19 protein-coding genes are annotated in these 21158 nt (G+C 62.0%); 13 read left to right on the top strand and 6 right to left on the bottom strand.

The window, feature by feature from the left end; all coding sequences use genetic code 11:
* Positions 1 to 3: 3 nt before the first annotated feature.
* Positions 4 to 1923 carry an ABC transporter ATP-binding protein gene (locus ACYVL5_RS02120; RefSeq protein ID WP_460593899.1) on the bottom strand — a complete coding sequence of 640 codons (1920 nt, stop codon included), beginning with the start codon at positions 1921 to 1923 and terminating at the stop codon, positions 4 to 6.
* A gap of 198 nt (positions 1924 to 2121) precedes the next feature.
* Positions 2122 to 3831 carry an ABC transporter ATP-binding protein gene (locus ACYVL5_RS02115; RefSeq protein ID WP_460593898.1) on the bottom strand — a complete coding sequence of 570 codons (1710 nt, stop codon included), beginning with the start codon at positions 3829 to 3831 and terminating at the stop codon, positions 2122 to 2124.
* A 623-nt stretch (positions 3832 to 4454) separates the two neighbouring features.
* Here ACYVL5_RS02115 and ACYVL5_RS02110 point away from each other — a divergent pair.
* From ACYVL5_RS02110 to gltA, 10 genes are all read left to right on the top strand, one after another.
* Entirely contained in the window at positions 4455 to 5039 is a 585-nt protein-coding gene (locus ACYVL5_RS02110) for a 4Fe-4S dicluster domain-containing protein (protein ID WP_460593897.1), read from the top strand.
* Complete coding sequence (locus ACYVL5_RS02105) at positions 5036 to 5923, top strand: CoB--CoM heterodisulfide reductase iron-sulfur subunit B family protein (RefSeq protein WP_460593896.1); 888 nt, start codon at positions 5036 to 5038, stop codon at positions 5921 to 5923. The genes ACYVL5_RS02110 and ACYVL5_RS02105 overlap by 4 nt, the downstream gene beginning before the upstream one ends.
* A 179-nt stretch (positions 5924 to 6102) precedes the next feature.
* Positions 6103 to 8100, top strand: a complete 1998-nt coding sequence (locus tag ACYVL5_RS02100; RefSeq protein ID WP_460593895.1) for a 4Fe-4S binding protein — start codon at positions 6103 to 6105, stop codon at positions 8098 to 8100.
* Positions 8101 to 8279: 179 nt separating this feature from the next.
* Positions 8280 to 8765, top strand: coding sequence for a hydrogenase iron-sulfur subunit (locus tag ACYVL5_RS02095; protein WP_460593894.1), 486 nt, complete (start codon positions 8280 to 8282; stop codon positions 8763 to 8765).
* Between the two features lie 79 nt (positions 8766 to 8844).
* On the top strand, positions 8845 to 9789 hold the full coding sequence (locus tag ACYVL5_RS02090) for a Fe-S oxidoreductase (protein WP_460593893.1): 945 nt from the start codon (positions 8845 to 8847) through the stop codon (positions 9787 to 9789).
* A 177-nt stretch (positions 9790 to 9966) separates the two neighbouring features.
* The gene (locus tag ACYVL5_RS02085) at positions 9967 to 10977 is read left to right on the top strand and encodes a 4Fe-4S dicluster domain-containing protein (protein WP_460593892.1); all 1011 of its coding nucleotides are present in this window, start codon (positions 9967 to 9969) and stop codon (positions 10975 to 10977) included.
* A gap of 112 nt (positions 10978 to 11089) precedes the next feature.
* Positions 11090 to 11932 carry an FAD/NAD(P)-binding protein gene (locus tag ACYVL5_RS02080; RefSeq protein WP_460593891.1) on the top strand — a complete coding sequence of 281 codons (843 nt, stop codon included), beginning with the start codon at positions 11090 to 11092 and terminating at the stop codon, positions 11930 to 11932.
* A gap of 218 nt (positions 11933 to 12150) precedes the next feature.
* On the top strand, positions 12151 to 13044 hold the full coding sequence (locus ACYVL5_RS02075; protein ID WP_460593890.1) for a DMT family transporter: 894 nt from the start codon (positions 12151 to 12153) through the stop codon (positions 13042 to 13044).
* Positions 13045 to 13276: 232 nt separating this feature from the next.
* Positions 13277 to 14125 (top strand): sulfide/dihydroorotate dehydrogenase-like FAD/NAD-binding protein, encoded by an 849-nt coding sequence (locus ACYVL5_RS02070; protein WP_460593889.1) that lies wholly within the window; start codon positions 13277 to 13279, stop codon positions 14123 to 14125.
* Positions 14122 to 15555 carry an NAD(P)-dependent oxidoreductase gene (gltA, locus tag ACYVL5_RS02065; protein WP_460593888.1) on the top strand — a complete coding sequence of 478 codons (1434 nt, stop codon included), beginning with the start codon at positions 14122 to 14124 and terminating at the stop codon, positions 15553 to 15555. The genes ACYVL5_RS02070 and gltA overlap by 4 nt, the downstream gene beginning before the upstream one ends.
* Here gltA and ACYVL5_RS02060 read toward each other — a convergent pair.
* A complete protein-coding gene (locus ACYVL5_RS02060; protein WP_460593887.1) occupies positions 15548 to 15841 on the bottom strand; it encodes a GIY-YIG nuclease family protein in 294 nt (97 codons plus the stop codon). The genes gltA and ACYVL5_RS02060 overlap by 8 nt on opposite strands.
* A 219-nt stretch (positions 15842 to 16060) precedes the next feature.
* Between ACYVL5_RS02060 and ACYVL5_RS02055 the strand changes: the two genes are divergently transcribed.
* From ACYVL5_RS02055 to ACYVL5_RS02045, 3 genes are all read left to right on the top strand, one after another.
* Complete coding sequence (locus tag ACYVL5_RS02055) at positions 16061 to 17506, top strand: DUF342 domain-containing protein (RefSeq protein WP_460593886.1); 1446 nt, start codon at positions 16061 to 16063, stop codon at positions 17504 to 17506.
* Positions 17503 to 17952, top strand: coding sequence for a response regulator (locus tag ACYVL5_RS02050; RefSeq protein ID WP_460593885.1), 450 nt, complete (start codon positions 17503 to 17505; stop codon positions 17950 to 17952). The genes ACYVL5_RS02055 and ACYVL5_RS02050 overlap by 4 nt, the downstream gene beginning before the upstream one ends.
* Before the next feature lie 435 nt (positions 17953 to 18387).
* Positions 18388 to 18900: a type 1 glutamine amidotransferase domain-containing protein gene (locus ACYVL5_RS02045; protein WP_460593884.1), complete on the top strand. Its 513-nt coding sequence runs from the start codon at positions 18388 to 18390 to the stop codon at positions 18898 to 18900.
* Positions 18901 to 18968: 68 nt separating this feature from the next.
* Here the strand turns inward: ACYVL5_RS02045 and ACYVL5_RS02040 are convergent, their stop codons facing one another.
* The 3 genes from ACYVL5_RS02040 to ACYVL5_RS02030 form a co-directional block, all read right to left on the bottom strand.
* Positions 18969 to 19391, bottom strand: a complete 423-nt coding sequence (locus ACYVL5_RS02040) for a bacteriohemerythrin (protein WP_460593883.1) — start codon at positions 19389 to 19391, stop codon at positions 18969 to 18971.
* 136 nt (positions 19392 to 19527) lie between these two features.
* Entirely contained in the window at positions 19528 to 20760 is a 1233-nt protein-coding gene (locus tag ACYVL5_RS02035) for a pyridoxal phosphate-dependent aminotransferase (RefSeq protein WP_460593882.1), read from the bottom strand.
* Between the two features lie 14 nt (positions 20761 to 20774).
* Positions 20775 to 21158, bottom strand: a 384-nt coding sequence (locus ACYVL5_RS02030) for a HEPN domain-containing protein (RefSeq protein WP_460593881.1), incomplete at its 5' end; no start/stop codon positions are given.

Below are 21158 nucleotides of genomic sequence, written 5' to 3'. Positions count from 1 at the left end.
GCGCTACTCCTTGAACTGCAACTGGTAGAGCCGGTAGTAGACTCCCTGTGCCTCCATCAACTCGCCGTGGGTCCCTTCCTCTACCTTTTCGCCGTGATGGATGACCACGATCCGGTCCGCATCCCGGATGGTCGAGAGGCGGTGGGCCACCACCAGGGTGGTCCGTCCCGCCATCAGCGCGGAGAGCCCTTCCTGGATGAGGTGTTCGCTGGCCGGGTCGACGCTCGCGGTCGCCTCGTCGAGGACCAGTATCTCGGGATCGAAGGCGACCGCGCGCGCGAAGGAGATCAGCTGGCGCTCTCCGGCCGAGAAGTTCGAACCCCGCTCCCGGACCTCCTCGTCGAAGCCGTTGGGAAGGTTACGGATGAAACGGTCGGCGCCGACCAGGGCCGCCGCCTGTTCCACGCGCTCGGCTGCCAGCGGGTCGCCCAGCGAGATGTTGTAGGCGACGCTTCCGGAGAAGAGGTAGGGGTCCTGGAGCACCACGCCGATGCGTCGGCGAAGGGCCGGAAGCGGCAACTGACGGATGTCGACGCCGTCGATCGTGATGGCACCCCGGGATACCTCGTAAAAGCGGGATAGAAGCCGGGTGACCGTGGTCTTGCCGCCACCGGTTTCCCCGACCAGCGCCACCTTCTCGCCGCGCTTCATTTCCAGGGAGAATCCCTTCAGGACGTATTCTTCCTCGTTGTAGGCGAACCAAATGTCCTTGAAGGAGATCGCCTCGTGCGCTTTCCGGGCGGGTATCGAGAGCTCCTCCCGCTGCACCCCGGGGACAGGCACCCCCTGGGTTGCGGTGGAGGCCTCCTGCGGCGTTCCAGTCGAAGACTCCCGGTGGGTTCCGGCGGCAGCCTCCCGAGGCGCTTCACCAAGGCGCTCCGGCTGCGCTCCCGCTACCGGCTCGAGGGTCGTCTCCTGCTCCGGGTCGCGGTCCAGCAGGGTGAAGATTCGTTCCAGCGATGCCATGGCGCCCTGCATGACCGAATACTTGGCCGAGAGGTCGCGGATGGGGGAGAAGAATTTCTCGATGTATTGGATGAAAGCGACCAAGGCACCGAAAGAGAGGGTGCCCCTGACGATCTCTCCTCCGCCGTACCAGATGATCAGCGCGACGGCGATCGAGGAGATCGCCTCGACCACGGCGTACAGGGCCGCATCCCAGGTGATGACCGGAAGGTTGGCCTCCATGTACGAGGCGTTCAGACGCCGGAACTCCGCCGCCTCGTCGCTCTCCCGGTTGAAGAGCTGGACGACGGAGATACCGCCGATGTTCTCGGCCAGGAAGGAGCTGAGGTTGGCCTGCCGTGCCCGCACCTGCCTGAAGGCGGCCCGCATCCACTTCCGGAAGGCGAAGGCGGCCCAGATCAGGACCGGCAGCACCGAGAAGGTGACCAGGGAGAGGCGGACGTTCATCCAGAGCATGATCCCGACGATGCCGGCCAGTACCAGTACGTCGCCGACCACCGAGACGACCCCGGCGGCGAACATCTCGCCTAAGACCTCCACGTCGCTGGTCAGCCGCGATACCAGGCTCCCGACCGGGGTCTGGTCGAAGAAGCGCGCCGAGAGCCTCTGGAGATGGGTGAAAAGCTGGACGCGGATGTCGTTCATGACCTGCTGGCCGACGTACTGGAGGAGGTAGACCTCGGCGAAGGTGAGGAAGGATTCGGCGACGATGACGCCGAGAAAGCCGGCGGCGACCGAGGGAAGCCCCGCCATCTTGTGGGTGACGATGTGGTTGTCGATGGCGATCTTCAGCAGGTACGGTTGCGAGAGCTTGGCGGCGGCGATGAGCGGCAACAGGAACAGCGTGATCACGATCATGCCGCGGTACGGCATGACGTAGCCGATGAACCGCTTCATCAGCCGCCGGTCGTAGATCTTGCCGACTATCTCGTCTTCGTAGATGCCGCCGTGATGCATGGGACTCCTTGATTGATCTCGCTACTGCCTAACCCCATCCTCACCCCAGCCCTCCCCTTGAAGGGGAGGGAGAGCTTGATGAGCCGCATTCCGTACGGTGGGCAGCCCTCTGCCTACCGTGAACCTTCAACCATCCGCGCGGGCACAGGGGGCCCACCCTACTGAACTCTCCCGGAGGGAGAGGGCAACGGGAGCGGATTACATCCTCCCGATTTCCGCCTTCAACTGTTCCGTCCGGTGGAGCTCGGCGTAGCGGCCGCCCAGGGACACGAGCTCGTCGTGGCTCCCCTGCTCCACGATCGTCCCCTCTTCCATCACGATGATGCGGTCGCAGTCGCGTAGCGGCGAGAGCCGGTGGGATACGATGATCACCGTCCGCTTGCCGTAGTAGGCCGAAAGCTCGCTGAGGATCGCCTCCTCGGTGTCGGCATCGACCGCCGAAAGGGGATCGTCGAGGATGAGGATCCCCGGCTCCTTGATGAGCGCCCGGGCGATGGCCACCCGCTGTTTCTGCCCCCCCGAAAGCGTCACCCCGCGCTCACCGACCAGCGTGTCGTAGCTGTCCGGGAAGCGCGCGATATCCTTGGCCAGTCCGGCGATCCGCGCGGCGCGCTCGATTTCCTCCCTGCTCGCGTCGCGCTTGCCGTAACCGATGTTGGCCCCGATGGTGCGGGAAAAGAGGAAGCTTTCCTGCGGAATGAATCCCACCGCCTCGCGCAGCCGCTTGAGGGGGATCCGATTGACGTCGATCCCGTCGATGAGGAGCTGCCCTTCCGGCACCTGGAAAAGCCGGGGAATGAGCCGGACCAGGGTCGACTTGCCGCTGCCGATCACGCCGACGACCCCGATCCGCTCCCCTTGCTTGATCCTGAGGTCGATGCCGTGGAGTACCGGAGCCGCACCGTATCCGAAGGTAAGCCCCCGGAATTCGATCTCTCCCGCGATGTGGCCGGGATCGATGGGGTCCGCCGGCTCGTTGACCTCCGCTTCCGCCCTCAGGATCTCTCCCAGCCTGCTCATGGACGCCGCCCCTCGCTGCATGAGGTTCAGGATCCATCCGAGCATCACCGTGGGCCAGACCAGCATGGCCAGGTAGCCGTTGAAGGCGACGAAGCCCCCCAGGGTGATGGTGCCCCGGATGACCTGGCTCCCCCCCATGAAGAGGACGATGAGGGTTCCCACCGCGCCGGTGGCGGCCATGATCGGGAGCATGGCGCCGCGGAGCTTGGCCACCTCCAGGCTCGCATCGGTGTACTGCTGGCAGGCCTCGCGGAAGGTCTCGATCTCCCCCTGCTCCCGGCAGTAGGCCTTCACCACCGCGGCCGCCGACACGTTCTCCTCCACCCTGGTAGAGAGATGCGACAGGGTCTCCTGCATGTGCTTCGACCGCTTGAACATGGAGGCGCTCATCCGCTGCACGATGACGATCATCACCGGGAACGGGATGATGGCACAGACGGTCAGGGTAAGCGAGATCTGCGACATCAGGATCACCGCGGCGACGTACAGGACCAGCGTGTTGAAGGTTCCCAGCACGCCGAAGCCGAGCAGCATCCGGACGTTGGTCAGGTCGTTGGCCAGGCGCGAGAGAATGTCGCCGGTGCGCCAGGCAGAGAAGTAGGCAAGGTCGAGGGTGAGAAGCTTCCCGTACAGATCCTCCCGCAGCAGGTACTCGATGCGCCGGCCCGCGTTGAGGAGCGTGGTGCGCGAGAAGACCCGGATGATGCCCTGGCAGGCCGCCGCCAACGCGATCATCGCGGCGTACTGGGCGGGGGTGAAACGAACCGACGCGGGGTGCTGCAACCCCTCGATGGCGAGCTTCATCAGCCACGGGATCGCGAGCCCGCAGAGGTTGGTTCCCACCAGCAGCAGAGCGCCCGCCAGGTAGGACCACCTGCAGGTCAGCATGTAGCCGTATAATCTCTTCTTTTCGCTGATGCGACACCTCGGTGGAGAATCTAAGGGATCGTTAAAGCTAATCTATTTATCGGTCACTGTCAAAGAGTTTGCCCGGACTTCCGCTGACGTCAATGGCGCGCCGCTTGTTGTTTTAAAATGGACCCAATCGGGCTCTTTCAAACCGGCGTCTCATGGCCCAGTTGCCATGATTTTTACACGCAAAACCGCCACTGCTATTGATGTTAGCTTTCGGAATTGACTAAAGGGCCCGGGCAGGCCTCTTTTTACCTCTCAACTGCCCCATCCCGGAAGTCAAATGAGATAAATTTAGTCATAGTGGTGCTTTTTTGCGACACCAGAGCCAGTCCGCCAAGTTTCAGTAAAACTAATGCTTGCTTTTTTGTTTTAAAAAAGCGTATATTTCACAAAAATTTAACACACACCCCTCTCGTATATCTACTAACGGCGCGAAGATATTAAAATAAAACAGCGTTACAACAATCCCGATTTAAGCTGATTTCACGGGGTTTTCCGGCCTGAAGCCGGATTTTCCCGCACCGGTTCACGGCAGGGGGCACGCCCCGGAGGCGGCCCTGCGCCCCTCTCAAGACAAAGACGTTACGAGGTCCGCGGTGAAAAACAAGTTGATGCACCTCTCCAACGAGACCATGAACATCGGTTTCGTGAAGAAGGTGGAATCCCTCTCCGGCAGCTCGGTCCGCCGCTGCTTCCAGTGCGGCAAGTGCTCCGCCGGCTGTCCCATGTCGGCCTTCATGGAACATCCCCCCAACCGGATCGTGCGCCTGCTCCAGCTCGGGCAGTGGGAGCGCGTACTGGCCGGCCGCTCCATCTGGTACTGCGCTTCCTGCGAGACCTGCACCACCCGCTGCCCCAACAAGGTCGATCTCGCCTCCATCATGGACGCCCTCAGGAAACTCTCCTGGGACGCCGACGGCCCCTCCAAGGAAAGCTACGTCCAGCTTGCCAACCGGCTCTTCATCGAAAACATCCGCACCTACGGCCGCCAGTACGAGCTGAGGCTTGGCGCCGCCTTCAACATGAAGAGCGGGCAGTTCCTCAAGGACCTCATGCTGGGCCCGAAACTCCTCTCCAAGGGCAAGCTCAAGATGTTCCACAGCAAGAACCGGAACATCGCCGAAATCGAAGGCATCTTCAAACGGATTGAGGAGATGCGCAAGAAAGGGGAGGCACTGTGACCCCGAAGAAACGTCTCAACTACTCCTACTATCCCGGCTGCTCCCTCCACGCCTCCGGCCGCGAGTACGACATCTCCACCCGCGCCCTTTTCAAGGCGCTCGGGCTGGGTCTGAAAGAAGTACCGGACTGGTTCTGCTGCGGCGCCACCCCTGCCCATAACGTGGACGAGCTCCTTTCCCTCTCCCTCTGCGCCAAGAACCTGGAAATGGCGAAGGGCGTGGAAGGGGACCTGGCGGTCGCCTGCGCCGCCTGCTTTTCCCGCTTAAAGCACGCCCAGCACAAGATCGGCCACGACGAGACCCGTCGCCGCCAGGTGGAAACCGCCATCGACGGCCCCGCCACGGTGGACAAGCCGGTCAAGCACATCCTGGAGATCCTGGCCCGCGAATACGGCCTCGCCAAGCTCGAGGAGAGCGTGAAGAAGCCGCTCTTGGGGCTGAAGGTCGCCTGCTACTACGGCTGCCTCCTGACGCGCCCCCCCGAGGTGCCGGAACTGGACGACTGCGAGGATCCGAGCATCATGGAGGACATCCTCCGCGCGCTGGGCGCCGAGCCGGTCCAGTGGTCCCACCGGATGGAGTGCTGCGGCGCCAACTTCACCCTCTCCCGCCCCGGCGTGGTCATGAAGCTCTCCAACGCGATCCTCGATTCGGCCCAGTTCGCCCAAGCCGACTGCATCATGGTCGCCTGCCCGCTCTGCCACGGCAACCTCGACATCCGGCAGGAGAGCATCGAGAGCAACAACCGCGCGAGCTACGAGCTGCCGATCTTCTACTTCACCCAGCTGGTGGCGCTGGCCCTGGGCGTCCCTTCCACGGACCTCGGCTTCGACAGCGTCATCATCGACCCGCGGCCCCTTTTGAGGGAAAAACAGCTTATCTAATTTTGGCCTCTTCCTTCGACCCTATAGCAGACGTAGGTCGCGTCGAGGAACGAAACGCGACGTGGCTGCCGGCCGTCAAGGCAAGCGTCGCGTTTCACGATGAAGCTGTTCAACGCGACCTACGAGTACCCTCTCCTGAAGGAAAGGGAGAAGTTGCTTAATCATCTCCTGAGGAACCTATGTCTAGAATCGGTGTTTTTGTGTGCCACTGCGGCGAGAACATCTCCCGCACGGTGGATGTGGAACGGGTAGCGGAAGCCGCCGGGAAGATCCCCGGGGTCGCATTCTCGTGCGACTACAAGTACATGTGCTCCGACCCGGGCCAGAACCTTTTGAAGAAGGCGATCGCCGAGCACGACCTGACCGGCGTGGTGGTGGCGGCCTGCAGCCCGCGCATGCACGAGAAGACCTTCCGCAAGGCGGCCGACGCGGCTGGATTGAACCCGTACGTCTGCGAAATGGCCAACATCCGCGAGCACTGCTCCTGGGTGCATGAGAACCGGGAGATGGCGACCGCCAAGGCCTCCGACATCGTCCATCTCATGGTCGAGCGGGTGAAGAAAGGGAAATCGCTGGCCCCCATCACCGTCCCGGTCACCAAGAAGGCGCTGGTCATCGGCGGCGGCATCGCCGGCATCCAGGCCGCGCTCGACATCGCCGACGCCGGCCACCAGGTGCTGGTCGTGGAACGCGAACCCTCCATCGGCGGCCACATGGCCCAGCTCTCCGAGACCTTCCCGACGCTCGACTGCTCCCAGTGCATCATGACCCCGAAGATGGTGGATCTCGCCAACCATCCCAACATCACCCTCTACACCTATTCCGAGATCGAGAAGGTCGAAGGGTACATCGGCAACTTCCAGGTCACCGTCCGCAAGAAGGCCCGCTCGGTGGACGAGTCGAAGTGCACCGGCTGCGGCGTCTGCATGTCCAAGTGCCCCAAGAAGAAGATCCCCAACGAATTCGACCAGGGGCACGGGATGCGCAGTGCCATCTACGTCCCCTTCCCGCAGGCGGTACCCAACACCCCCGTCATCGACCGCGAGAACTGCACCATGTTCCAAAGCGGCAAGTGCGGGGTCTGCGCCAAGGTCTGCGGGCCGGGCGCCGTCGATTACCAGCAGGAAGACACCATCACGGTGGAATCGATCGGCGCCATCGTGGTCGCCACCGGCTTCAAGCTCTACTCCATCGACCGCAAGCCCGAAGGAAGCATGATCCAGGGGTACGGCGAGTTCGGGTACGGCACCATTCCCGACATCATCGACGGCATGACCTTCGAGCGTCTCGCCTCCGCCTCCGGCCCCACCGGCGGCAAGATCCTTCGCCCCTCGGACGGCAAGGAACCGAAGCAGATAGTCTTCATCCAGTGCGTCGGCTCCCGCGCCAGGGAGAAGGGGATCTCCTACTGCTCGAAGATCTGCTGCATGTACACCGCCAAGCACACCATGCTCTATCACCACAAGGTGCATGACGGGCAGGCCTACGTCTTCTTCATGGACGCGAGGACTCCCGGCAAGGGATACGACGAGTTCTGGCGCCGCGCCGTCGAGGAAGAGGAAGCGGTCTACATCAGGGGGATGGTCTCCCGTATGTACCAGAAGGGGGAGAAGATAATCGTCATGGGGAGCGACACCCTGGTCGGCGTCCAGGTGGAGATCGAGGCCGACATGGTGGTGCTTGCCACCGCCGTCCAGCCGCAGGAAGGGGCGGATCTCCTGGCCCAGAAACTCGGCATCTCCTACGACAAGTACAACTTCTACTCCGAGGCGCACGCCAAGCTGAAGCCGGTCGAGTGCGCCACCGCCGGCATCTACCTGGCCGGCGCCTGCCAGGGCCCGAAGGATATCCCCGACACCGTCTCGCAGGCCTCCGCCGCCGCGGCCAAGGTGATGACGCTCTTCGCCAAGGACCAGCTGGAGCGCGACCCGGTGGTGGCCAAGGTCAACGAGAAGTACTGCGTCGGCTGCTTCGCCTGCAAGAAGGTCTGTCCCTACGGCGCCATCGAGGAAAAAGAGATCAAGGACCGCCAGGGGAACGTCGTCAAGGTGATCGCCTACGTCAATCCCGGCGTCTGCGGCGGCTGCGGCACCTGCCAGGCCACCTGCCCCTCCAAGACCGTGGAACTCGACGGTTATACCGACGAGCAGATCATGGCGATGATTGAAAGTCTTTAACTGCAGTTCTAGGTTCTACGTTCTACGTTGAAAGACACTTGAGTGACCCAACACAATACCTGCAGTTCGCGGTTTTACGTCCTGGTTTCAAGTTGATGGGCGAATTGGCTGGCACGAGTCAATTTTGTTTTCAACCTAGAACATAGAACGTAGAACCTAGAACTGGTTTTGGAGTTCTTATGCACGATTTCGAGCCGAAGGTGGTCGCCTTCGTCTGCACCTGGTGCACCTACGCCGGTGCCGACCTGGCCGGCACCAGCCGGATGCAGTATCCCCCCAACGTCCGGGTGCTGAAGTTTCCCTGCACCGGCAGGATCGATCCCGTCTTCATCCTGCGTGCCTTCCAGAAAGGGGCCGACGGGGTGCTGGTCTCCGGCTGCCACCCGGGCGACTGCCACTACATGGCCGGTAACTTCCACGCCCGCCGCCGCTTCGCCGCCTTCCGCGCCCTGCTCGACTTCGTCGGGGTCGACCTCAACCGGCTCCAGTTCTCCTGGGTCTCCGCGGCCGAGGGTGGCAAATGGGTCGAGGTGGTGACCGAGTTGACCGAGCGGGTGCGTGCCATGGGGCCGATGAAGGAATTCAAGGAGCTCGAACTCGAGGAACAGTGGTCGGCCTCCCTCTCCACGCCGGAGCTGAAAGCCGCCTACGACAGCATCACCTGAAGGCCCGGGGTTCTTCCCGTTTCACATTCATTCCTGCGTCCCGGCCGCATGAGGCGGGCGCCAGAGGGTGCGATATTTCATGAATGCTAAAGCACAGAAAGCAAAAGGGTGCGGGATCGAACCGGCCTACTACGATGCCGTGACGGAGGCCATCCGCAGCCAGGCGGTGAAGATCCTCAAGGAGGGTGCGGTCTCCGCGGTGATCGGCTACCTCCCCGGGCGCCGCAAGTCGGCAGCGGTTCCCGCCGTGGTTACCACCGAGGAGGAGGCGGGAAGACTGATCTTCTCCCCCGCCTGCGTCAACAACCTCTCCCTCTACCTGACCAAGGCCAAGAAGGGGATCCTTCCCGGCGGAAAGATCGGCATCGTCGCCAAGGGGTGCGACCTGCGGGCGCTGGCCGGCCTGATGGGCGAATCGCAGATCAAGCGGGACGACCTCTTCATCATCGGGATCAACTGTGCGGGTGTCCAGGGAGCCGTCGCCGCCGGTAACGGGCACCTGACCGAGACATCCATCGCGAAGAAGTGCCGCGAGTGCACCTCGCACGCCCCTGAGGGGGCCGATTTCGTGGCCGGCACCCTTCCCCACCTCGACGGGCTCACCCCGCTGGAGGCCGAGGAGCTCGCCCGCATCGAGGCGATGCCTCAGGCCGAGCGCTGGGCCTACTGGAAGGAGCAGTTCTCCCGCTGCATCCGCTGCATGGCCTGCCGCCAGGTCTGCCCCTTCTGCTACTGCGAGCAGTGCCTGTGCGATAAGAACCGCCCCCAGGCGGTGGAATCGTCTCCCCGTCCGGCCGGCAATACCGCGTGGCACATCGTGCGCGCCATGCACCTGGCCGGGCGCTGCGCTGGGTGCGCCGAGTGCGAACGTTCCTGCCCGATGGACATTCCCCTGAACCTCCTCAATCGCCGGATGGCCCAGGAGCTGAAGGAACTGTACGACTACGAGGCGTCCATGGCCCCCCAGGAAAAGGGGCCGCTCAACCAGTACAAGGAAGACGACGACCAGTCGTTTATCAAATAGCTGGCGTCAACCCCATCCTCACCCCTGCCCTCCCCTTGAAGGGGAGGGAGCGCCGGATTCAGATGGGACAAGCGTGAAACAACAGGTGTCATCGATTTCAAAAATACCCTGCTTCCTCTCGTACCCTCCCCTTCAAGGGGAGGGACAGGGTGAGGATGGGGTCCAGAGAGTCCCTTTATGCCGCAGATTATTACTGAAGCGAATCTCCGCAGCCTGATCGACGCCCTTGTGAAGGAGTCCAAGCTGGTGGTGGGCCCGAAGGAGGCCGGCTCCATGGTCCTCTACCAGCCGCTCGCCCACGGCTCCGACCTGAAGCTCGGCGCCCTACCCCGCCGCTCCTCCAAGGAGCTCTTCTTCCCCATCTGCGAGGACATCCTCGCCTACGGGAAGGAGGACGGGGTCACCAAGGTGAAGGACGTGGACCGCACCTCCTTCCCCGAAGCCGTTCTCATCGGTGCCCTCCCCTGCGACGCCGGCTCCCCCTCCATCCTCGACGCCGTCTTCTCCTGGGACTACAACGACGAGTTCTACCTCGAGCGCCGCAGGAAGAGCACCCTCGTCGGCATCGCCTGCACGAGCTGCGACGACGCCTGCTTCTGCACCGCGGTCGGCTACGCCCCCGACTCCCCGGCCGGGAGCGATCTCTTCCTGACCCCGATGAAAGACGGCTCCTACGCCTGCAACGCGGTCACCGAAAAGGGAGAGAAGCTGGTGAGCGCCCACGGCTCCTTTTTCAAGGACGGCCCTGCCGCCGATGCGGCCCCCTTGGCAAATCCCGACACCGCGAAACTGGATCTGGCCAAGATCAAGGAGTGGCTCAACACTCACTTCGAGGATCCCCTCTGGCAGAGCATCGCCGACGTCTGTCTCGGCTGTGGCGCCTGTGCCTTCATCTGCCCCGCCTGCCACTGCTTCGACATCAACGACGAGGGGACTCCCGACCATGGCACCCGCCGCAAACACTGGGACGCCTGCGGCTTCGGCAAATTCACCAACCACGCTTCCGGGCACAATCCGCGCGACATCCAGAACAAGCGCTACCGGAACCGGATCATGCACAAGTTCAAGTACTACGACGACAAGTTCGGCAAGACCCTCTGCACCGGCTGCGGCCGCTGCATCAGGGCCTGTCCGGTCGGAATCGATATCGGGGATATCCTCAATAGGATCAACTCCAAGGCCGTCTGACAAAGTTCCCCTTTGAAAAATGGCGATTTGGGGGGATTTCCCCCGTCACCTGTAAAGCGAAAAATCCCCCTGGCCCCCCTTTTACCGAGGGGGGAAGTTTTGAGGCAAAGACATGTGCCAGTCGAAGAACATATACCTTCCCAACCTCGCAACCATCGAAGCCATCGTCGATGAGACGCCGGACGTCAGGACGTTCCGCCTGGTGTTCCAGGACGAGAGCGTCAGGGAGAACTTCTCCTTCCGTGCCGGTCAGTTCGCCGAGTACTCGGCCTTCGGCGCCGGAGAGTCGACCTTCTGCATCGCCTCGGCACCGACCAGGAAAGGGTACATCGAGTGCTGCTTCCGGAGCGTCGGCAGGGTCACCGAGGAGCTTCGCAGGCTCGAGGTCGGCGACACCATCGGCGTTCGCGGCCCCTACGGCAACTCCTTCCCCATCGAGGACTTCTACGGCAAGAACCTCGTCTTCATCGCCGGCGGCATCGCCCTTCCGCCGCTTAGGACCGTGATCTGGAACTGCCTCGACCTCCGCGACAAGTTCGGTGATATCACCATCGTCTACGGCGCCCGTTCCGAGGCGGACCTCGTGTACAAGCGGGAGCTGGCCGAGTGGCAGGAGCGCTCCGATGTCCGGCTGGTGAAATGCGTCGATCCCGGCGGCAACGGGCCCAACTTCGACGGCAAGGTAGGCTTCGTCCCTTCTGTCCTCGAGGAGGCCGCTCCCAGCGCCGAGAACGCCATTGCGCTCGTCTGCGGCCCCCCCATCATGATCAAGTTCACCCTCCCGGTACTCGAGCGCCTCGGCTTCACCGACGACGCCATCTACACCACCTTGGAAAACAGGATGAAGTGCGGCGTCGGCAAGTGCGGCCGCTGCAACGTCGGCAACGTCTACGTCTGCAAAGACGGCCCCGTCTTCACCGCCGGCCAGGTGAAGGCCATGTCGCAGGAATTCTGACTCTCCCCTTCTTTGCCCACTCTCCCCCCTTGGGTAGGGTGGGCACCCCGTGCCCACGCGGGTCGGACGTCCGTCAGGGAATGGTGGGCAGAGGGCTGCCCACCCTACGCGCCCGCCCCACTACTGGCCGTATACTCACCTTCCTCTTGACTTCCCTCCCCTCTTAAGACAACTTAGCGCCTGCACCTCATCCCACTCTCTCGCAAGCGACAGGTCCCATGCCTTACCTCCTTCTTACCCTGAGCGCCCTTATCTGGTCCGGGAACTTCGTCATCAGCCGCGCCATGAATGCGGTCATTCCCCCCGCCGGCTTCGTCTTCTGGCGTTGGGTCATCGCCCTCGTCGTGCTCGCCCCCATTGCCCTGCCGAGACTGCGCAAGGAGTGGCCAATCATCCGGGGAAACCTCGGCTTTATCTCCCTTTGCGGCCTCTTCTCGGTCACCCTCTTCAACTTCCTCATCTACACCGCGATGCACTACACGACGGCCATCAACGCCGCCCTGGTCAACTCGGCCATCCCGGTCTTCATCCTGATGTTCGCCCGCATCATCTTCTCCCAGCGGGTCTCCCTGCGCCAGCACCTCGGTATCGCCCTCTCCCTCTGCGGCGTTGCCGCCATCATCCTTCAGGGCGACGTTACCCGGCTCCTCACGCTCCATTTCAACCGCGGGGACCTACTGGTCCTTGTCGCTGCCGTAGTATGGGCCCTCTACTCCGTGCTTCTCAGGAAATTCCCGGCCGGACTGAACCCCTTCGTCTTCCTCTTCGCCATCTCCATTGCCGGGCTCATCTTCCTCACCCCCTTCTACGCCTGGGAGCTCGCTTGCGGCCGCTTCCTCACCCTCAACACCGCCACCATCCTCAGCATAGGCTACGTCGGCATTCTCGCCTCGGTAGTGGCCTTCTCCGCCTGGACCAGCGGCCTGCGCAGCGTCGGCGCCCACCTCGGAGGCCAATTCATCCACCTCATGCCCGCTTTCAGCACCATGCTGGCCGTTCTCTTTTTGGGCGAACGGCTCCGGGTGTTCCACGTAGCCGGCATCGTTCTCATCTTCGCCGGCATCCTCTGCGCAACCTTCCGCGTCCAACCCGCCACCACTCCGCAAAAATAAGCCCAGCTCCCCCAGCGCCACGACATAAGTATTGTGTCCCCGGAATTCGCTTTTATTCCGGTGACACAATACCGATTTCACCCAGCCTGCATAGGCTCCTCCGCGGTTATTCCCGCCGCTACATGACGGTTTTTGCCTGGGCCTCGGTATACGCCGTATACGTCCTTGCCTCTTCGTCCCCTGCTGCTATTTTAAAGCCATAGCTTTCTATCCTATTCCACAGGTGAGACCGATGTTCCAAGTGATCAGCAACGAGATCCTGGCGGAGAACCTCCACAAGATGGTGGTTTCCGCCCCCCTCATCGCCCGTGCAAGGAAGCCCGGCCAGTTCGTCATCGTTCGACTCGCCCCGGGGGAGGAACGCATCCCGCTGACCATCGGCGATGCGGACGCCGAGAAGGGCACCATTACCCTTTTCGTTCAGGCGGTCGGCGCCTCCACCCTCAATATCGTCCATACCGCGCCCGGCGGCTTTCTCCGGGACGTGGCGGGCCCTCTTGGCATGCCGACCGAGATCCGCAGCTGGGGGCGCGTCGCCTGCGTGGGCGGAGGGGTAGGCACCGCCGTCCTTTTCCCGCTGGTCAAGGCGCTGGCAGCGGCCGGGAACAGGATCACCACCATCATCGGTGGCCGGTCCGAACGGTTCATCATCCTGGCAGACGAGCTTCGCCCGCTGTCGGAAACCCTGCTGATCACCACCGAGGATGGCTCTCTCGGTGAACGTGGCCTGGTGACCGCCGCCTTGACGGGGCTCATCGCCGATCCCGGCCAGCGCCCCGATGCCGTCTTCGCAGTCGGCCCGGTCCCCATGATGAAAGCGGTCGCTGAGGTGACCCGCCCCTACAGGATCGAGACCATCGCCAGCCTGAATCCCATCATGATCGACGGCACCGGGATGTGCGGCGGCTGCCGGGTACGGGTCGGTAACGAGACCAAATTCGCCTGCGTCGACGGTCCCGAGTTCGACGCCCACCTGGTCGATTTCGACTCCCTGGGCGACCGGCTTCGTTGCTACCGCGACCAGGAGGCGGCCAGCTTGGCCGCCGCCAAATGCAAACTTTCTCAGGAGGTGCAATCATGACCAATTCCCTCTCTGCGAAAGAACGTATGGCCATCAACCGCGCCGAGATGCCGGAACTCCCGGCCGTGGTCCGCAGCGGCAACTTCGAGGAAGTGAACCGGGGGCTAAGCCACGAGCAGTCGCTCCTGGAGGCCCGGCGCTGCCTGCAGTGCAAGCATCGGCCGTGCGTCAACGGCTGCCCGGTCGCCGTCTCCATCCCGGAATTCGTCGGCGCTCTCGCCGAGGGCGAACTTCCCAAGGCCGCTACCATTCTCAGGGGGGATAACGCCCTTCCCGCCGTCTGCGGCAGGGTGTGCCCGCAGGAGACCCAGTGCGAGGCGCTTTGCGTCCGCAAGGTGAAAGGTGAACCGGTCGCCATAGGTTACCTTGAACGCTACGTTGCCGACTGGGCGATGGCTCATCCCGATGAACTTCCCCCGATCGCCCCACCGGCCCAAAGCGGCTTTTCCGTGGCCGTCATCGGTTGCGGGCCGGCCGGCCTGACCGCCGCCGGGGAACTTTCCCGGATGGGACATGCCGTGACCATCTACGAGGCGCTGCACGATACCGGCGGCGTGCTCCGCTACGGGATTCCCGAATTCCGGCTCCCCAAGGAGATCATCGACCGCGAGGTCCGCATCCTCACGTCCCTCGGCGTTACCATTGAGTGCAACGTCATCATCGGTAAGACCCTCTCCCTCGCCGATCTCAGCCGTACCTTCCATGCCGTCTTCATCGCCAACGGCGCCGGGCTCCCGATCATGCTCGGCATCCCCGGGGAAAACCTCAAGGGAGTCTATGCGGCCAACGAGTACCTCACCCGGATCAACCTGATGGAGGCGGGTCGGCACGAAGGCGCCGCTACCCCCATCCTCAAGGCCTCTCAAGTGGCGGTCATCGGCGGGGGGAATACCGCCATGGATTGCGTAAGGACTGCGCGGAGGCTCGGTGCCAAGCGGGCGATGATCGTCTACCGCCGCGGTGAGGAAGAGATGCCCGCCCGGGTCGAGGAGATCAAGCACGCCAAGGAGGAAGGGGTGGAGTTCGTCATGCTGACCGCTCCGACCGAGATCGTCCCGACGTCGGAGGGGTGGGTTGGGGGATTGAAATGCATGCGGATGACGTTGGGTGAGCCTGACCAATCGGGGCGCCGCCGCCCGGTTGCCGTTCCGGGCAGCGAATTCGTCCTGCCCGCCGGAATCGTGGTGAATGCCGTCGGCACCTCGGCCAATCCGCTCTTGACCGCCACCGCCCCCGACCTCTCCCTCAACAAGTGGGGGAATATCACCGTCGACGAGCACGGACAGACCAGCATCCCCGGCGTCTTTGCCGGCGGCGATATCGTGCGGGGAGGCGCCACCGTCATCCTTGCCATGGGAGACGGCAAGCGCGCTTCCGCCGCCATTGATCGCTATCTTCGTGAAAAGGTGGCGGGGAAGCCGCTCAGGTGATCGGTGGGATGGGGGAGGGAAAAACGGTGCCGGCAACGTTCTCCGGCGCGGCGATCATTCGATCCTTCTCGCGCCGGGTGAGGCTTTTCAGGTGGGACTCTCTCTTGCTGGCCGAGCTGCGGTCATGCCCCGCCTCGAGGTAAACCAGGCGCTCCGGACGGCGGCCGCGGAAGTACTTCGCGCCGCGTCCGGTGGCGTGCTCGTTGAAGCGCCGCTCCACATCGGTCGTGATGCCGGTATAGAGGCTGGCGTCCGAACAGAGAATCATGTAGACCTGCCATTTCATACGCTTCCCTTACCCCATTTCTCCTTCTTTGTCTAACCCATTCTCCCGGGTGGTGCCCCCATGGCGCTCTTCCCCCTGTACGCCAGGCCCGCCTTGCCCGTTCGTTCCACCTCCCACAGGGCGGCCTCCCCCCTAAATCACTAATTTACTAAAGAAGAGCACTCCGATGCCGATATGAGAGCCGTAAGGAAGGCGATTTCTCTCATTGGGCAGGTTCTTATGACCCCAGCCACGACTGAAAGCACGTTAGCCAAGCGGCTGGACCTGACCGGACCCGGTTTCAGGCTGGAGCTCTCGTTTGCTCCCGATCATTCCACCTGTCTCGCGTCCTATCAGCCCGGTGAAGGCCCTTTCCTCTCCGAGAAAGACCTGTCCAATTTCCTCACCGATTCCGGTCTCGAAACCAGCATCCTTGAAGAGGCGGTCGAGCAACTCCTTGTCCACGCCCAGGAGAACCGGGCCATCGAGGGGCTGGTCCTCGCCCTGGGCACCCCGATGGTCCCCGGAGAGGACGGCCGGATTGCCCTTTCCACCGGGAGTGGAAGGGGTACGGAGGAAAGCCAGGAGAGCGAAAACGTCGTCGACTTCCACCAGGTCCAGGAATTCATCAACGTCGAGACCGGCGACGTGGTAGCCACCGTTTTGCCGGCCGGTGATGGCATTCCCGGCATGACGGTATTCGGCACCGAGATCCCTGCGCCCCCCGGTAAGCCGATGGTCGTGAAACTCGGCAAGAACGTCGCCGTGGCCGATGACGGCGTCACCATCCTGGCCACCGGTTCCGGCCGCGTGTTCCTGCAGGGGAACGAGATCTCGGTCGAAGACGTCTACGAAGTGCGCGGCAACGTCGACTTCAAGATCGGCAACATCAATTTCAACGGCTATCTCGAGGTCACCGGGGACATTCTCGACGGCTTCAAGGTGTCCGCCAGCAAGGGGATCAAGGTCGCGGGCAACATAGGTGCCTGCAGCGTCATCTCGGAGGGGGACATCGTCTTTTGCGGTATGAACGGCCAGGGAAGCGGTGAAATCCGCTGCGGTGGCAACCTCAAGGCGAACTTCATCTACGAGACCAAGGTGGAGGTGAAGGGGGACGTGCTGGTGGAGTCCGAGATCCGCCTTTGCGGCATCAAGTGTCTCGGTGCCGTGCGGGTCACCAAGCGCGGCATCGTCGGGGGCGAGTGCGTCGCCCTGGGCGGCGTCGATGTCGGCACGCTGGGGAGCGTAACCTCACTTCATACCCGGGTCGTGGTCGGCATCAACTACCGCGACCTCGAGGAGATCTCCCGCTGCTTCGAGGATCTCAAGGAGATTGCCAACCGCCAGAAGGATCTGGAACTCTCCAAGAACGGCCGGGACGAATGCCTCAAAGAGCGGGCCGTCGTCGCCGGACGGATCAGGGACATTCGCAGCCGCGTCTACCCTGAAGCCAATCCCAAGATCAATGTCCGCAACGTTCTCTATGGCGGGGTGACTGTCAGCCTCGACATGCTTTCCGAGGAGTTCAGAGAGGAACGCCCGGGCCCCTTCTCCATGATCGAAAACAAGGTGGAAGGTGGTCCCCGCTTCCTCGGTTTAACCGACCTGTCCTTCAAAGCCTGTGACATAGAAGCAACCTTCATTCGCCAGGCCGAGATCGACCGAAAACGGGTGAATACGCCGTGAAAATACTCATCGTCGACGATTTGGAGATTAACCGTCTCATCCTGGATGCCATGCTCCACGGTCTTGGCGAGACCTTCATGGCTGTCAACGGGGCCGAGGGCGTTTGGGCCGTGGAGGAAGCTCTCGCGGCCGAAGATCCCTTCGATCTCATCTGCATGGACATCGTGATGCCCGAGATGGACGGTCTGGAGGCGCTGCATACCATCAGGGCCGCCGAAAAGCGCCACGACGCTCGACGGTCGGTAATCATCATGGTTACCGCCAGCCACAGCCCTGAGCACATGTTACAGGCGCTCGAAAACGAGGGATGCGACGGGTTCGTGGCCAAGCCGGTGCTCTGGCAGACCCTGCACGAGATGATCAGCCGTTTCGGACTGATCGCCGAGGAAAGCTGGGCCTATCCGGGGGATCCGGCCTGCGATGCCGTCTGCCTCGAAATGGATTGACGGCCGGCAGAACTCTCCAAATTCCAGAAACGGCAAAGCCGGATCTTTCGGATCCGGCTTTGTTGGTTATGACACCTGCAGGGCCACCCGCAGTGGTTAATATTTCGCCTTGTAGTAGGACCTGCACTGGGCAATGACCAGTGCGACCGAAGCTGCCAAGGTTACTGCCAACGTCCACTCCACAAATCCTATCATCGGTTCACCCTCTGTCTGTGTGTTGCCATGCTGTTTCTGCGACTCGTTCCCTATACTCTACCAGACATCCCGCTTTTTTGATATTGACTTTCAGCGGTACTTTTTTGCTCGGCCCTATGTCATGCAGAGGGAAGCCAAATTTGTACCCCTTCCTGGCTTCTTCTTGGTAAAATCTAACCAGCGGCAAGTGCCGCTGTTTAAGTTTCCACGTCATTCCAACAGCAAAGAACGGAGGTTCACATGACAGCCAAGAACGTTCTGATTCTCAGTGCCAACGATTTCGAAGATACCGAATTGCTCGTCCCCCTGTACCGTCTGCGCGAGGCCGGGTTCAACGTGGAGGTAGCCTCCGAAAAACGGGACGCCATCCGCGGGAAACACGGGTACGAAGTGCCGGTGACCAAGATCTTCTCCGAAATATCGCCTGATGACTACGATGTCCTCATCCTCCCGGGCGGCAAGGCACCCGCAGCCATTCGGGGCATCCCGAAGGTCCAGGAAATAGCCAGGACATTCCTGACCGAGGGGAAACCGGTGGCCGCCATCTGCCACGGTCCCCAGATACTCATCTCGGCCGGGCTCCTGCGCGGGCGGAGGGCAACGTGCTACAAAACGGTAGTCACCGAATTGCGTGAATCTGGAGCCCGGTACGAGGATACCGAGGTCGTGGTCGACGGCAACTTGATCACCTCTCGTGAGCCGGGTGATTTACCGGCCTTCAACCGGGAGCTGATGAGAATGGTAGGTAAATAGGGGAATTAGGAAGGTAGCACGGGGCATGGGACCTCCCCCGAGCGAGGGGGAGGTCACCATGGCCGAACTCAGTTTACCCCGCCAGACCACGCCGCCGAAGGACCGGTGAGGATGTGGCAGGCCAAGGTGACATCCATCTTTTTTATGTGATTGGTGATCCACTCCTCCAGGAAGGTGATCATTTCCAAGGACAGGTACTGGACTCCGTGATCGTATTCCTTCTGAAGCCCCCGCACCTTGCCCAGGAAAAAGGAATGTTCCCTTCTATGAGCGCTTATTTCAGGATACACTCCGTCGAGCATCCAAAGTTCTTCACTCCGGAAGTGGTACTTCGCATACTCCTGCAATTCGTCCAGCACCGGTCCCATATCTATCGTCCCGTCCAGAAAGTCCTGATGAACCTTGCCGAGGATCCCTACCAGCTTCCGGTGGTGGGAGTCGATTTCCTGGCACCCCAGCAGCAGTGCATCGTTCCACTCCACGATTTCCATGACAAATCCTCCTCGCCATCTTTTCGGGCGGCTGCTGCCACAAGGTTAATTAAAAATTACGAGCCTGCCGGGGAAAGCCATAAAAAAAGGCGGCCCTTTGTCGGGGCCGCCCTGGTGGGGCAACCGGTGGTTACTGCTATTTCAGGTTTCTCTTGATCCTCTCCACGGCCTCGATGACGTTGTCGCGGTTGCCGAAGGCGGAGAGACGGAAGAAGCCTTCCCCGCTCGGGCCGAAGCCGCTCCCCGGGGTGCCGACCACGTTGCACTCGTTGAGGAGCTTGTCGAAGAAATCCCAGGAGCTCATCCCGTCGGGGGTCTTGAGCCAGATGTAGGGAGCGTTCACGCCGCCGTACACGGTCAGGCCGGCGGCAGCCAGCCCCTCGCGGATGATGCGGGCGTTCTCCATGTAGTAGTCGATTACCGCCTTGGTCTCTTTCCACCCTTCTTCGGTGTAGACGGCGGCGGCGGCCTTCTGGACCGGGTAGGAGGCACCGTTGAACTTGGTGGTCTGGCGGCGGAGCCAGAGCTTGTTCACGCTGTACTTCTCGCCGGTGGAGGTGGTCCCTTCCAGCTCCTCGGGGACGACCACCAGGCCGCAGCGGACGCCGGTGAAGCCGGCCGTCTTGGAGAAGGAGCGGAACTCGATGGCGCACTTCTTGGCCCCCTCGACCTCGTAGATGGAGTGCGGGATGGTCGGGTCGGTGATGAAGGCCTCGTAGGCGGCGTCGAAGAGGATGATTGAGTTGTTGGCCAGGGCGTAATCGACCCACCCTTTAAGCTGCTCCTTGGTGGCTACGGCGCCGGTCGGGTTGTTCGGGAAGCAGAGGTAGATGATGTCCACCTTCTCCTTCGGGTAAGCCGGGAAGAAGCCGTTTGCCTCGGTGCAGGGCATGTAGACGAGCCCCTGGTAGTACCCCTTCTCGTCGGCATCGCCGGTGCGCCCGATCATGACGTTGGTGTCGTTGTAGACCGGGTAGACCGGATCGCCGATGGCGACGATGTTGTCGAGGGCGAAGACGTCGAGGATGTTGGCGCAGTCGCACTTGGAACCGTCGGAGATGAACATCTCGGTGTTCTTGAGCTCCACGCCGAGCGGCTTGTAGGACTTCTCGATGATCGCGTCGATCAGGAAGTCGTACCCCTGCTCCGGACCGTAGCCCATGAAGGTTTCGCCCTTGGCGAGATCCTCGACCGCATCGTGGAACGCCTTGAGGACGGCCGGGGTAAGCGGCTGGGTCACGTCGCCGATGCCGAGGCGGATCACCTTGGCGTCGGGGTTGGCAGCGGCAAAAGCGCGGACCCTGCGCCCGATCTCCGGGAAAAGGTAGCCGGCCTTGAGTTTGAGGTAGTTGTCGTTAATCTGTGCCATCAAAATCTCCTTCTTTATAGATTCATCTTCTGCAGTACTAACTCTGGTACCTTCCTGGCTGCCTCGTATGCCCTTCGTGACTCGTCCAGAGTCGGCTCCGCGAAACCATTAGGGTACCTGACCGCGACCCCGTATTCTGAGACCTCTTCCAGTTGGTCTTCGTAGGGGAGCAGTTCCGGAACAAACTCACCGACCTCCGTCAAAAGCTTCACGAGATCGTGGGTTTTCGACCCGGCTTTCCGTGCGCTACCAGAACACCCTTCAAAAGCTTTCCTGATTAGCGCCAATCTTCCGCTGGAAGACAAGCGCGACATATTACGTCGTAGGTGGTTCATATAATCACGGCACATTCCATCCGAGGAGGCTGCCGTGAAGAATCGTTTCCAGTTCCAGTCAGG

The sequence above is a fragment of the Geomonas sp. Red276 genome, from assembly GCF_054784495.1.
The sequence above is the reverse complement of the archived record's forward strand: the minus strand, read 5'-3'. Positions and strand labels throughout refer to the sequence as shown.

What these genes read in the sequence shown, in the direction of transcription:
- ACYVL5_RS02120 (WP_460593899.1), bottom strand. Translation starts at nt 1,923, where the DNA reads ATGCATCACGGCGGCATCTACGAAGACGAGATAGTCGGCAAGATCTAC.
- ACYVL5_RS02115 (WP_460593898.1), bottom strand. Translation starts at nt 3,831, where the DNA reads ATGCTGACCTGCAGGTGGTCCTACCTGGCGGGCGCTCTGCTGCTGGTG.
- ACYVL5_RS02100 (WP_460593895.1), top strand. Translation starts at nt 6,103, where the DNA reads ATGTCTAGAATCGGTGTTTTTGTGTGCCACTGCGGCGAGAACATCTCC.
- ACYVL5_RS02095 (WP_460593894.1), top strand. Translation starts at nt 8,280, where the DNA reads ATGCACGATTTCGAGCCGAAGGTGGTCGCCTTCGTCTGCACCTGGTGC.
- ACYVL5_RS02090 (WP_460593893.1), top strand. Translation starts at nt 8,845, where the DNA reads ATGAATGCTAAAGCACAGAAAGCAAAAGGGTGCGGGATCGAACCGGCC.
- ACYVL5_RS02085 (WP_460593892.1), top strand. Translation starts at nt 9,967, where the DNA reads ATGCCGCAGATTATTACTGAAGCGAATCTCCGCAGCCTGATCGACGCC.
- ACYVL5_RS02080 (WP_460593891.1), top strand. Translation starts at nt 11,090, where the DNA reads ATGTGCCAGTCGAAGAACATATACCTTCCCAACCTCGCAACCATCGAA.
- ACYVL5_RS02075 (WP_460593890.1), top strand. Translation starts at nt 12,151, where the DNA reads ATGCCTTACCTCCTTCTTACCCTGAGCGCCCTTATCTGGTCCGGGAAC.
- ACYVL5_RS02070 (WP_460593889.1), top strand. Translation starts at nt 13,277, where the DNA reads ATGTTCCAAGTGATCAGCAACGAGATCCTGGCGGAGAACCTCCACAAG.
- gltA (WP_460593888.1), top strand. Translation starts at nt 14,122, where the DNA reads ATGACCAATTCCCTCTCTGCGAAAGAACGTATGGCCATCAACCGCGCC.
- ACYVL5_RS02060 (WP_460593887.1), bottom strand. Translation starts at nt 15,841, where the DNA reads ATGAAATGGCAGGTCTACATGATTCTCTGTTCGGACGCCAGCCTCTAT.
- ACYVL5_RS02055 (WP_460593886.1), top strand. Translation starts at nt 16,061, where the DNA reads ATGACCCCAGCCACGACTGAAAGCACGTTAGCCAAGCGGCTGGACCTG.
- ACYVL5_RS02045 (WP_460593884.1), top strand. Translation starts at nt 18,388, where the DNA reads ATGACAGCCAAGAACGTTCTGATTCTCAGTGCCAACGATTTCGAAGAT.
- ACYVL5_RS02040 (WP_460593883.1), bottom strand. Translation starts at nt 19,391, where the DNA reads ATGGAAATCGTGGAGTGGAACGATGCACTGCTGCTGGGGTGCCAGGAA.
- ACYVL5_RS02035 (WP_460593882.1), bottom strand. Translation starts at nt 20,760, where the DNA reads ATGGCACAGATTAACGACAACTACCTCAAACTCAAGGCCGGCTACCTT.